The 11,864-nt window shown below is 71.8% G+C and carries 9 protein-coding genes; 5 read left to right on the top strand and 4 right to left on the bottom strand.

The annotated features are described in order from the left end of the window. Positions 1 to 42 precede the first annotated feature (42 nt). Positions 43 to 921 carry an MBL fold metallo-hydrolase gene (locus OV090_RS48460; RefSeq protein ID WP_267711933.1) on the top strand — a complete coding sequence of 293 codons (879 nt, stop codon included), beginning with the start codon at positions 43 to 45 and terminating at the stop codon, positions 919 to 921. A gap of 85 nt (positions 922 to 1,006) precedes the next feature. Here the strand turns inward: OV090_RS48460 and OV090_RS48455 are convergent, their stop codons facing one another. The 3 genes from OV090_RS48455 to OV090_RS48445 form a co-directional block, all read right to left on the bottom strand. Then, the gene (locus tag OV090_RS48455) at positions 1,007 to 4,075 is read right to left on the bottom strand and encodes an amino acid adenylation domain-containing protein (protein WP_267711932.1); all 3,069 of its coding nucleotides are present in this window, start codon (positions 4,073 to 4,075) and stop codon (positions 1,007 to 1,009) included. Between the two features lie 188 nt (positions 4,076 to 4,263). After that, positions 4,264 to 4,797, bottom strand: coding sequence for a molybdenum cofactor biosynthesis protein B (gene moaB / locus OV090_RS48450; RefSeq protein WP_267711930.1), 534 nt, complete (start codon positions 4,795 to 4,797; stop codon positions 4,264 to 4,266). An 8-nt stretch (positions 4,798 to 4,805) separates the two neighbouring features. Continuing rightward, the gene (locus OV090_RS48445) at positions 4,806 to 5,615 is read right to left on the bottom strand and encodes a hypothetical protein (protein WP_267711929.1); all 810 of its coding nucleotides are present in this window, start codon (positions 5,613 to 5,615) and stop codon (positions 4,806 to 4,808) included. Between the two features lie 181 nt (positions 5,616 to 5,796). On the opposite strand from OV090_RS48445, the gene OV090_RS48440 reads away from it, so the two are divergent. The 4 genes from OV090_RS48440 to OV090_RS48425 are packed head-to-tail and all read left to right on the top strand — an operon-like array spanning position 5,797 to position 10,682. Further along, a complete protein-coding gene (locus tag OV090_RS48440; protein ID WP_267711928.1) occupies positions 5,797 to 6,798 on the top strand; it encodes a hypothetical protein in 1,002 nt (333 codons plus the stop codon). Between the two features lie 22 nt (positions 6,799 to 6,820). Continuing rightward, the gene (locus OV090_RS48435; RefSeq protein WP_267711927.1) at positions 6,821 to 8,071 is read left to right on the top strand and encodes a DUF5924 family protein; all 1,251 of its coding nucleotides are present in this window, start codon (positions 6,821 to 6,823) and stop codon (positions 8,069 to 8,071) included. Beyond that, positions 8,068 to 9,354 carry a 3-phosphoshikimate 1-carboxyvinyltransferase gene (aroA, locus tag OV090_RS48430; RefSeq protein ID WP_267711925.1) on the top strand — a complete coding sequence of 429 codons (1,287 nt, stop codon included), beginning with the start codon at positions 8,068 to 8,070 and terminating at the stop codon, positions 9,352 to 9,354. The genes OV090_RS48435 and aroA overlap by 4 nt, the downstream gene beginning before the upstream one ends. Before the next feature lie 2 nt (positions 9,355 to 9,356). Continuing rightward, the gene (locus OV090_RS48425) at positions 9,357 to 10,682 is read left to right on the top strand and encodes a hypothetical protein (protein ID WP_267711923.1); all 1,326 of its coding nucleotides are present in this window, start codon (positions 9,357 to 9,359) and stop codon (positions 10,680 to 10,682) included. A 251-nt stretch (positions 10,683 to 10,933) separates the two neighbouring features. Here the strand turns inward: OV090_RS48425 and OV090_RS48420 are convergent, their stop codons facing one another. Beyond that, a complete protein-coding gene (locus OV090_RS48420) occupies positions 10,934 to 11,590 on the bottom strand; it encodes an HAD hydrolase-like protein (protein WP_267711922.1) in 657 nt (218 codons plus the stop codon). Positions 11,591 to 11,864: the final 274 nt, after the last annotated feature.

The following is an 11,864-nucleotide window of genomic DNA, read 5'->3' as shown; positions in this document are numbered from 1 at the left end:
TTGCATCGCCGCAGCCGAGCGCTTCACTACAACGACAAGGTCGTGTCCGCCAGCAGTCAAACCATCACGCTGCGCCTGTTCGGGGCGGGAGGCGCGTTCTCCCGCCGCTACGGGACGACATGCTCGATGGTCACGTTGCGCGACGGCAAGCGCTGGCTGATCGACTGCGGGCGCCAGGCGCCGGACCAGCTGCACGCGGCCGGCTACGCCTGGCACGACATCCACGGCCAGATCATCACCCACTGCCACGGCGACCACGTCTTCGGCCTCGAGGACTTCGCGTTCGTCCGCTACTTCGAGACCCACGCCGAGGTGATGGCCTCGAGCCGCGGCGGACCGCTGCCGAAGTACATCTCGCACAGCGCCGTGCGCGACGAGGTGTGGGAGACGCTGGCGCCGTCGCTGCGCTACCTGCAGGACGGCCGCGGCAACCTGCGCTGCGGCACCCTGCAGCACTTCTTCGACGTCATCGCCCCGGCCGCCAGCGAGCCGCCGCGCAAGCACCCGTGGAACCACTCCGAGACCTTCGAGGTCGACGGCCTGCGCGTGGTCACCCGCGAGAACGAGCACGTGCCCGGCAAGCCGTCGTGCGCGCTCGAGCTGCACGTCGGCGACGACCCGCAGAACCCGAAGATCGCCTGGTGGTCCGGCGACGGCACCGTCGACGCCGCGTTCCTCCACAGCATCGAGCCGCGCACCAGCATCTACTTCCACGACTGCACCTTCATCGACTACCCCGGCCAGGTCCACGGCTTCTTCGACAAGCTCGAGGCCCTGCCCGAGGCGGTCCGGCGCAAGCTCGTGATCATGCACCACGAGGACAACCTCGAGCACTGGCGCGCCCGCGTCGAGGCGGCCGGCTTCCGGATCGCCCTGCCCGGCCACGTCTACGACCTGGTCGCCGGCCAGCAGCTGCTGTAGCGCTGCAGGACATGCCCTGAGGGTCATGTCCTGTTCGACATGACGCGGAGAGCATGTCCACCGGGGCATGCTCTCCGTCGGCACCTCAGGGCCCGACCGCGCGCAGGTACGGGAACGCGGGGATCGTCAGCATCAGCCGCGCCCGCTGCACGCTGGCGAAGTCTCTCGAAAGGCCGAGCTCGGCGAACAGCTCCGCCATCGTGCGGGTGCCGTCGCAGCGCTCGTACAGCGGCCGCAGCGACGCCTCGGGCGCCCCGGTCGGGAATTCGATCGGCCGCTCGCTCGCGTGGAAGCGGTCGTCCTGGCCGCGGATGTGGCTGCGCTGGCGCGTCCGGGCCGGGGCGAACCGCGTCGCCAGGAACACCTCGCCGAGCGCGCGCTCGTCGAGCCGCGGCCGCGGGTTGTCGCTGCGCTGGAGGTAGAACCACAGCATCGGCGACTTCTCGTGCATCAGCAGGTTCGACACCCGCCAGCGGTCGAGGTCGGGCAGGCGGTCGTAGACCCGCTGCACCTCCGGGTCGGTGAAGCGCATCTCCCAGAAGATGTTCTCGGCGCGGAACTTGGCGTACAGGCTGATGCACGGCCGCACCAGCTCGAGCCCGCAGCCGGCCGCCATCTCGGCCAGCGAGTCGACCGTGTAGCTGTGCTCGATGGGGTTGATCAGCAGGTCGGCGAAGTCGGTCTCCTCCCAGTCGCGGTGGCGGCTGATGAAGCGGCTCATCGTGTTGTCGAGCGCGAACCCGGCGACGATCCGGCGCGCCACCGCCAGGTCGGCCGTTGGCAGCCCGCGCGTCACGATCCCGACCGCCTTCTGGAACGCGCTGGTGATCGTGCGGTGAAAGCGGTTGTAGACCAGCAGCTCGAGCACCCCCGCCGGCTTCAGCGCCCGCTGCAGCCGCGCCAGCGCGTGCGCCGGCTCGAAGGTGTGATGGATGACGCCGGTGCAGATCACGTGGTCGAAGCGACCTTCGTAGTCGGCGTCGTTGATGCTCTCGAGCCGCAGCTCGAGGTTTTTGACCCCGAGCTCGGCCGCAGTGGCCGCGCAGATCTCGAGCGACCGCGTCGACAGGTCGGTGCCGAGCACCCGCGCCCGCGGGAACCGCAGCGCCGTCAGCAGCGCCTGGTTGGTGCCGCAGCCGGCGACCCAGATCTCGCTCTCCGCGGGCAAGGCCGCGTGGCCGTAGTCGCCGAACTCCTGGCTCAGCATCACCCGCTCGAACTCGGGGTCCTCGAGGGTGTCGAAGCGGGTCGAGTTCCACGGCCACGGGTAGCGGCTGTAGAACCCGCCGACCATCTCGTCGACGCCGGCGATCGAGCCGCCGCGCGCGAGGTTCTCCTCGTCGGTGGTGCGGCCCGGCAGCGGCCCGGCCTCGAGGTCGAGCACGCGCGGCGGCAGCTCGGGCTCGGGCGCGGCCGGCTCCGGCGCCCGCCCGCGCACGTCCTCGATGTGCCGCGCCAGCGCGGCCACCGTCCGCTGCTCGAACAGGCTGCGCATGTTGAGGTCGACCCCGAACGCCTCGCGCGCCCGCAGGATGATCAGGTTGCCGAGCAGCGAGTGCCCACCGAGCTCGTAGAAGTCGTCGTCGACGCCGACCTGCGCGAGGCCCAGCGCCTGGGCCCAGATCTCCGCCAGCGTCGCCTCCGCCTCCGTGCGCGGCGGCGCGTCGGCGCTGGCCGCCTGATGCAGCACCACCTCGAGCTCGGGCAGCGCGCGCACGTCGAGCTTGCCGTTGCCGGTCAGCGGCAGCGCCTCGAGCTGGACGAAGTGATTCGGTACCACGTCCTGGCTGACCAGCGCAGTCATGTGCGCGCGCAGCTCGGCCGGCGCGAGCGGGCGCTCGGCCACGTGATAGGCGACCAGCGCCGCGTGCCCGCGCCCGTCGCTGCGCAGCAGCACCGCGGCCTCGCGCACCGCCGGGTGGCGCAGCAGCAGCGCGCGCAGGCCCTCGAGCTCGACCCGCTGGCCCGCGAACTTGATCTGGCCGTCGCCGCGGCCCACGAACTCGTATGTCCCATCGGCCAGGCGGCGCGCGAGGTCGCCGGTGCGGTAGTGCCTCACTCCGTCGAGCTCGACGAACGCGCGCCGGTTCGCCTCCGGCGCCCCGACGTAGCCGCTGGCCAGGCACGGCCCTGCCAGGAAGATCTCCCCGATCGCCCCGTCGCCCACCGGCGCCAGCTCGGCGTCCAGCAGCTGCAGCCTCGCGTTCGGCGTCGGCCGGCCGATCGGCACGTCGTCGCGGACGTCCTGCGCCGCATCGAAGCGATGGATCACGCACCCGACGGTCGCCTCGGTCGGCCCGTACTCGTTGACGATCTCGAGCTGCGCGCCGAAGCGCTGCTGGGCCCCGCGCGCCAGGCGGGTCGGCAGCGCCTCGCCGCCGACCACCAGCCGCCGCAGACGCCCGCCCGCGCCCCCGCCCGCGACCAGCAGCGCGAGGTGGCCCGGCGTCAGCTTGATCACCTCGACCCGCGGGTCGTCGGCCGCCGCGAACAGACCCGCGGTCGGTCCGTCGCCGGCGAACAGCTGCACCTGCCCGCCGAACGCCAGCGGCACGAACAGCGAGGTCACGGTCAGGTCGAACGCGATCGACGAGTAGAGGGCGAAGCTCGCCGTTCCCTCGTAGCGCTCGCCGGCCCAGGCCACGTAGCTCGCCAGCGCCGCGTGCGACACCTCGACCCCGCGTGGGTCACCGGTCGTGCCCGACGTGTAGAGGACGTAGGCCGCATCGCCGGGCGCGAGCTCCGGCGCGGACGCGTCATCTTCGGCCTCCGCGAGCTCGGCCGGCGCCACCACCCGCGCCGCGACCTCTCCCAGCGCTCGCGACAGCGCCGGCTCGGCGACCAACAACTTCGCGCCGGCATCGGCGAGGACGAAGCGCGCGCGCGCGTGCGGGTGCAGCGGGTCCAGCGGCACATACGCGGCCCCGGCCTGCCAGATCGCCAATAGCGTGATCACCAGCTCGGGCGAGTGCGACAGCAGCACGCCCACGCGATCGCCCGCGCGCACGCCTGCGCGCCGCAGACCCGCGGCCGCGCCCCGCACTCGCGCCGCCAGCTCGCCGTAGCGCCACGTCTGCTCGCCCTGGCGCAGCGCGATCGCCTCCGCGACGCGCTCCGCCTGCGCTTCGAACTTCTTATAGACAGATATCGACATACACCTCTCCCTATCCAAGAACGCCGTCTTAATCGGCTAGATGGAATCAGGAGAGCAGAGCCTGTCCCCGGAGCAAGGTCAGGTCCGTTCGCGGAGGGATGACAGTGCAGACTTCCTCGGGCGCGCAGCACCGATCGTCACAGGTCTGGAAGGACATGCCCCACGCGACATGTCCTTCCAGCCAGCCATCATCCCGGGCGCTCGCCGCGGATCCGCGGCAGCAGCTCGACGAAGTTGCAGGGCCTGTGGCGGTGGTCGAGCTGCTGCAGCAAGATCTTGTCGAACGCCGTGCGGACCGCCCCGGTCGAGCCGGGCAGCAGGAACACGTAGGTCGTGCCGCACAGGGCCGCCTCGGCGCGGCTCTGGATCGTCGACGTGCCGATCTCGGCGAAGCTGAGCCAGCGGAACAGCTCGCCGAAGCCGGGGATCGGCTTGGTCACCAGCGGCGCGAGCGCCTCGGGGGTGACGTCGCGCGGCGTCACTCCGGTGCCGCCGGTGGTGATCACCACCTCGACCTCCGGGTCGTCGATGAAGCCCTGAAGCGCCGCGCGGATGTCCTCGCGGTCATCGCGGACGATCGCGCGGCGGATCACGCGGTGGCCGGCCTCGGTGAGGCGGTCGACCGCCAGGCGGCCGGACGTGTCGGTCTCGACGGTGCGGGTATCGGAGACTGTCAGGACTGCGACGTGGACGGGGATGAATTCGCGGGCCGGGCCGGTCATGGTGCGCCTCAATACTCCTGGATCTGCGGCGCCACCACGAACTCCAGCTCCTGGATGGACGCCGGCTCGCCGAACGTGTTGAGCTCGATGTGGACCTTGCCCGGTTGGCCGGTGAGCGTCTGGGGATCGGCGATCGCGTCGGGCACGATGATGGCGATGTACATGTGCTCGAGCGTGCCCATGCCGTCGTCCAGCGGGTAGAAGCCGACCGAGTAGTTGTTGAGGCGGGCGAAGTGGCCGCCGAAGCCGACGTTGTGGCCGTCGATGTCGACCCACATGTCGACGCGCGGCATCTTCGGGTTGTCCCAGTCGTTGGGGTCTTCGGTGATCACGAAGTTCTTGCCGCGGAGGCCGAACGGCAGCATCAGCAGGCCCTGGCCGCCGCGGACCACCGGCAGCGTCGCGCCGGGCTCGAGGCTCTTGTAGACCGGCGGCAGGAACGGGTCGACCGGGTCGAACACTGCCTGACCGATCTCGAACTCGACGTCGGACACGATGCCCTCGTCCTCGCAGGCCGCGACGTCGGGGAACGCCTTCGCGTAGTTGCGCAGCTGCGCGTCGCACAGCGCCAGGCAGTCGGCCGCCGCGGTCTCGTCGCCGGACCAGCAGCTGCCGTTCGCGCCGTGGGTGGCCTCCGCCTCGGCCCCGGCCTCGGCGTCGATCTCTTTCAGACAGGCCACGTAGCGCAGGCACACCTCGGGCGCGCCGTCGCCGTCGGTGGTCGCGCTGGTGCTGCTCGTGTCGCTGCCCGACGCCGTCTCGGACTCGTTGTGGACGCGGAGCTCGCACGCGCCCGCGAGGCAGGCGATCCCGGCCACGAGCGGCAGGATCGGCGAGAGCGACCGTTTGCCAGGGGCGCCCGCCGGCCTGGACTTCAGGCCTCCGCGCGCCGGAATAAGCGAGTTCATGGACGTGATGGTGCGACAGGCGCCGAGCGGCGGCAACACACATCGCGGGCGGCGGCCGGTCGGCGCGGATTTTCGCTATGATGGCGCCGCCTTGCTCGCCGCCGGTCGCCGTCCTTTCGCCGCTCTGATGCGCGCCGCGCTGGCGCTCGCGGTCGGCCTCGGCGCCGCCTGTTACAGCAACGAGTACCTCGACGGCCTGTGCGCCAACACGGGCGTGTGTCCCGACCCGCCGCCCGAGAGCCCGGTCGCCTTCCGGATCACCTCGCTCGAGCTCGTCGACCCGCACACCTACACCTTCGACACCGTGCTCGGCGTGTGCACCGACTCGACTGCGACGCTCAACGGCTTCATCGCCCAGGGCATCGCCGACTACGACGTCAGCAACGTCCTCGTCCTGCGACCGCTCGACCCGAACAGCGCGGTCGCCAAGCTGCAGTTCGTGTCGGCGCTGTGCATCGCCGGCGAGCCGACCAACTGCACCGACCGCATGGTCGCCGGCACCCACACCGTCGACGCCGACGCCTTCAACCGCGAGGCCGGCAATTGCGGCGGCACCGAGCCCAACTCGCTCAACTCGGCCTACGACGCCCCGGCGCAGCCGCCCGCGCCCTGCATCGTCAGCCAGAGGATCTCCGGCACCCCGGTGCGGCTGGCCGCGCAGACCGGCATGACGCCGCTCGACCTCGCCCTCGTCGAGGTCGAGCTCGCGGCCGCCTATGCGGTCGACGGCGAGCCGCAGAAGCTCGTCCAGGGCGCGCTGCGCGGCTTCATGCCCGCGGCCGCGGCGATGATGCCGGCCGGCCAGGCCAACGGCATCAGCTTCGTCCCGTGGAACGTGCTCGCGGGCGGCGCCGGCTGCCAAGTCGACGCCATGAACACCTTCAGCGACATCGACAACCACGGCCTCTACGGCCAGGGCGTGTGGATGTACTTCAACTTCACGGCGGAGCGCGTGCAGTGGGCCACGGACCGCCCCGAGCCCATGCCTGAGACCGGTGGGCTCGGCGAGACCGACGGCACCGGCGGCACCGCAGCGACCACCGGCCCCACCGGCGACGCCACCGCGACGACGACGGTTGGCACCGGCTCGTGAATCGCGCATCCTCACCCACCGGATGGCCGAGACGCCGCAGGAACCGAAGTTCGAGCCGACCGACGCGAACGCCGTCCCCGACGCGAACGCCGGCCCCGCCGCGACCGAGCCGGCCACGCCGACCGCGTCGCTGAGCCCCGACCTGCAGATGGCCGCGGCCGAGCTGGCGCAGGTCGGCGAGGACATGGGCGACCCGTCGGGTGTCCCGAAGGACATGTCGGTCGGCGACCTCGCCACCGTCAAGCGCTTCGCCAAGATCCGCGCCTTCTTCGCCAAGCACGGCCACCTGCTGTGGTGGCTGCACTCGGCCTACGCCATGACCTTCGGCGCGTTCGTCATGATGTACGCCGCCGAGGGCTACGACCGCGCGCGCTGGATGGTCGTGCTGCTGTGCGCCGGCTGGCTGGTGATCGTCATGTTCTTCCGCCACTTCGGCCAGGGCCGCGGGCAGAAGGACAAGGTCACCGACGCCAAGTCGAAGCTGCGCTTCTACGTGATGACCACGGCGCTGAAGAACCTCTACCAGAGCATGCTGTTCTTCCTGGTGCCCTTCTACTGGAAGGCCGCCACGCTCGACGCCGACAACCGCTTCTTCCTCTACCTGCTCGGCCTCCTGGCGCTGCTGTCGACCGTCGACGTCGTGTTCGACCAGGTCTTGATGCGCTACAAGGCCCCGGCCTCGGTCGTCTACCTGTTCATCCTGTTCGCCTGCCTCAACCTGGTGTTGCCGGCGATCTTCCCCGACACGCGCACGCTCGTCACCCTGCTCGCCGCGGCCGCGCTGGCGACGGTGGTGTTCTTCACGATGCACGTGCCGTTCAAGAACCTGCTCAAGCCGGCGTGGTTCTTCGCCTTGATGGCCGCCGTCGGCACGGCGATGTTCGCCGCCTACGCCGGCCGGCGCGGCATCCCTCCGGTGCCGATGTACGTCTCGGTCGGCGCCGTCGGCCCGACGCTCTTGCCCGACGGGCGCCTCAGCATGCACGTCAGCGCCCTTCACGAGTCGCTGATCACCGAGATGCACGCGCTCACCGACGTCATCACCCCCGGCGGCCGCGGCGACAACCTGCTCCACGTGTGGCGCCACCACGGGCTCGAGGTCCAGCGCGGCCCCAGCGAGCCGGCCGCCGACCCGCCGCCCGGCAGCGTGCGCCTGCGCTCGACCCTGCGCTCGTTCCACATCCCGTCCGACCGCACCGGCCCGTGGAGCATCGACGTCGTCACCGAGGACGACCAGCTGGTGGGTCGCGTCGAATTCGAGGTCATCCAATGACGAGCGAAGTCCGCGTCCGCCCCCCGCCCGGCCCGATCGTGGCCGCCCTCACCCCGCCCGGCTCGAAGAGCCTGACCAACCGCGCACTTGTCCTTGCGGCCATGTCCGAAGGGACATCCATGCTGCGCGGCTGCCTCGACTCCGAGGACACCCAGGTCATGCGCGCCGCCCTCGGCCGCTGCGGCGTCGTCTGCGAGGCCAGCGAGGACGCCAGCGAGGTCCGCGTCACTGGCGTCGGCGGCCCGCTGCCGCGCGTCGACGAGCCCGAGCGGCCGATCGACGTCGCCACCGCCGGGACCGCCGCGCGCTTCCTCGCCGCGGTGTTCGCCGCCTCGCCGATCGCCTGCCGCGTCGACGGCAGCGCGCGCATGCGGGAGCGGCCCATGGAGGGCCTCCTGCAGGCCCTGCGGGCCCAGGGCGCCGACATCCGCTGCCTCGGCGCCGACGACATGTTGCCGTGCGAGATCCACGGCGCCCGCCTGCGCGGCGGCGAGATCCGCCTCGCCCGCCCGCCGAGCTCGCAGTTCATCTCCGCCCTCCTGCTCGCCGCCCCGCTGGCCGAGGCCCCCCTGCGCGTCGTTCTCGAGCAGGGCACCCCCGCGCGGCCCTACGTCGACATGACCCTCGCCTGTCTGCGCGACTTCGGGGCCGACGCCCGGTGGGTCGAGCAAGATGTCCTCGAGGTCAGCCCCACCACCTTGCGCGGCCGCGACTATCACGTCGAGCCCGACGCCTCGGCCGCGACCTACCTGCTGTCGCTGGCGGCGATCTTCGGCGGCGAGGTGCGCGTGCCCGGCCTCGGCCGCGCCAGTCAGCAGGGTGACGCCCGCTTCTGCGACGTCCTCGGGCGCATGGGCGCCCACGTCCTGCAGGGCCCGGAGATCACCCTGGTCCGCGGGACAGGTACCCTGCACGGCGTCGACCTCGACCTGTCCGACATGCCCGACACCACCCTGACCGCCGCAGTGCTCGCCCTGCACGCCGCGGGGCCGACGCGGATCCGCGGCGTCGACGTGCTCCGCCACCACGAGAGCGACCGGATCGCCGCCGCCGCCACCGAGCTGCGCAAGCTCGGCGCCGAGGTCGTCGAGCACGAGGACGGCCTCGACATCACCCCGCCGGCGCAGATCGCCCAGGACGCGGCGATCGACACCTACCGCGACCACCGCGTCGCCATGGCCTTCAGCCTGGCCGGCCACGTCACGATCCGCGACCCCGGCTGCGTCGCCAAGACCTTCCCGAAATACTTCGAGGTCCTCGCCGGCCTCGGCATGGTCGAGTGAGCGTGCGCGCCGGCGACGTCATCACGGTCGACCTCGAGCTGCTCTCGCCCGAGGGCGACGGCCTGTCCGAAAGCGCAGGTACTTCGGTACATGTCCCCGGGGGCTACCCGGGCGAGCGCGCCGAGGTCCGGGTCGAGCACGCCTCGCGCCAGGCCCCGCGGGCCCACGCCCGCCTCCTCTCGCTGCTGCAGGCCCACCCCGCCCGTCGCGCCCCGCCGTGCCCGCACAGCGACGCCGGCGCGGCCCCGCGGGCGGGCGCGTGCTCGGGCTGCCCGCTGCAGGCGCTGGACGTCGCCGCCCAGCGCGAGCTCAAGCGCGCCGCGCTGGTCCGCCGCCACGGCCTCGACCCCGGCCCGCTGGTCGCCGGTCCCGACGAGTGGGGCTACCGCTGGTCGAGCAAGCGCATCGTCACCGGCACTTCGGGACATGTCCTCGTGGGCAGCTACCACCGCGGCTCGCACGCCCCGGCGGCGATGGACGACTGCCGCGTCGACCACCCTGCCATCGCCGCGGCCGCGCGCGAGCTGCAGGCGGCCGCCTCGGCCCTGGCGATCGAGCCCTACGACGAATCCACCGGCGCCGGCGACCTCCGCTACGCGTGGTTTAAATTGGACCGCCACGACGTCCTTCTGACGCTGATCACCGCGGCGCGCCCGAGCCGCGCCGCCGAGCTGCTACCCGAGGCCTTGAAGATTCCGGTCGGGGTCGCGTGGAGCGTGCAGGCCGGCCGCGGCAACGCGGTGCGCGGCGAGCCACCGGTATCGCTTCGAGGAAAATCTGTCCTTTCGGTCAGCCTCGCTGGCGTGCCCGTCGAGGTCGGCCCGCTCGGCTTCTTGCAGCCCAACCCGCGCGTCGCCGAGCTGGCCTACCGCGACCTCGTCGCCGACGAGGCCGGCGCCCCGCACCGCGGCGCCCTCGCGTTCGACCTCTACGCCGGCGCCGGGGTGACCACCGCCCTGCTGCGCCGCGAGTTCGCCGAGGTCGTCCCGTGCGAGTCCTACCCCGAGAGCGCCGCGGCTCTGGGCGTCCCGGCCGAGCCGGCCGAGGTCTTCCTGGCCCGCCTGCAGGCAGAAGGGCGCGCCCCCGAGCTCGTCGTCGCCAACCCGCCGCGCGGCGGCATGGGCCCCGCCGTGTCCGCCGCGCTGGTCCGGATGGCCGCGCCGCGCCTGCAGATCATGAGCTGCAGCGCCGACGCCCTGGTCCGCGATCTCGCCGTCCTGCAGGCGGGCGGCTACGTCCTCCGCCGCCTGCGCGCCTACGACACCCTGCCCCAGACCCCGCACCTCGAGCTGGTCGCCTGGCTGTCCCACGGAACAGGCGAAGTCTGACGCCTCGACATCCTCATCCTCGTCGCGTCGCCCGCGGCGACCCGTCCGCCTCGGCCTGCGCTCTACCTGGAAGCACGATGTCGCCGACCCTGAGATCCGCGACCCGATCCCGGCGATCGCTCGCCACGGCTGAGCCCGCTCGCCCGCCGAAACCCGCCCGCGCCTCTTTTTAAAGCATGAACTTACGGACATGCCCTTCCAGGCATGTGTCGTCATTCGCTACTGCCCATATTTAAAAATTAAAATGAGGGTCAGAGCTGCGCTTCGATCTCGCGCAGCAGCCCGGGCAGCGCGCGCAGATCGGCCGCCAGCCAGCGAGCGCCGGCTGCGCGGAGCTCGTCCTCGCTGCCCATCCCGTGCAGCACCCCGATCGTCGGGATGCCGTGGGCCGCGGCGCCGATCACGTCGTGGCGGCGGTCACCGACCATCACCAGGCCCTCGGCGCGGCCGGCGAACGACTGCAAGGCGCGGGCGATCACGGCTGCCTTCGGCTCGGCGTCGAGCTCGAGCGAGCGGCCGCAGATCGCCCGGAAGCAGTGGTCCACGCCGAGTCCGGCGAGGATCGGCCGCGCGAACACCTCGGGCTTGCTGGTCGCCACCGCCAGGTCGGTGCGCGCCGCCAGCTCCGTCATCACCTCGACCAGCCCGGCGGCGGGCCGCGTCTCGGCGACGGCGGTCGCCGCGTACCGCTCGCGATAGGCGGCGATGAAGCGAGCGAGCAGCTGCGGGTCGTCGCCGATCACCGACTGCGCGCTCTCTTCGAGCGGCGGCCCGATCAGCGGCCGGAGCGACGCCAGCGGCAGCGGCGGCCGACCGAGCGTCTGCAGCGCGTGGTTGAAGCAAGCGCCGATCGAGGCCAGCGAGTCGACCAGCACACCGTCGAGGTCGAAGAGGACGCCGCGGAGCACGAAGCTTGTCTAGCACTCGCAGCGGCTTGAAGTCGCGCTTGAGAGGAGATCCAGACCCATGGGACAGATCGCCGTGCGGATGCACACGGCTCTGTCGCAGCGCCACGCGGCGGCCGATGCACGCGGTGCGATGCGTGTCATCTTCGCGACCGCGGAGCTCGCGACGATCGCGGCACCTTCGGACATCGTGACGCGGCGCGGCGAGTCAGCACACGACTTGTCCCGAAGGACAGGTCATCTACCGCCGGTCGAGCGCCGATGGAACTCGGAAAAA

The organism is Nannocystis sp. RBIL2 (genome assembly GCF_026626745.1).
In the GTDB taxonomy this organism is placed as follows: Bacteria; Myxococcota_A; Polyangia; order Nannocystales; family Nannocystaceae; genus Nannocystis.
The sequence above is the reverse complement of the archived record's forward strand: the minus strand, read 5'-3'. Positions and strand labels throughout refer to the sequence as shown.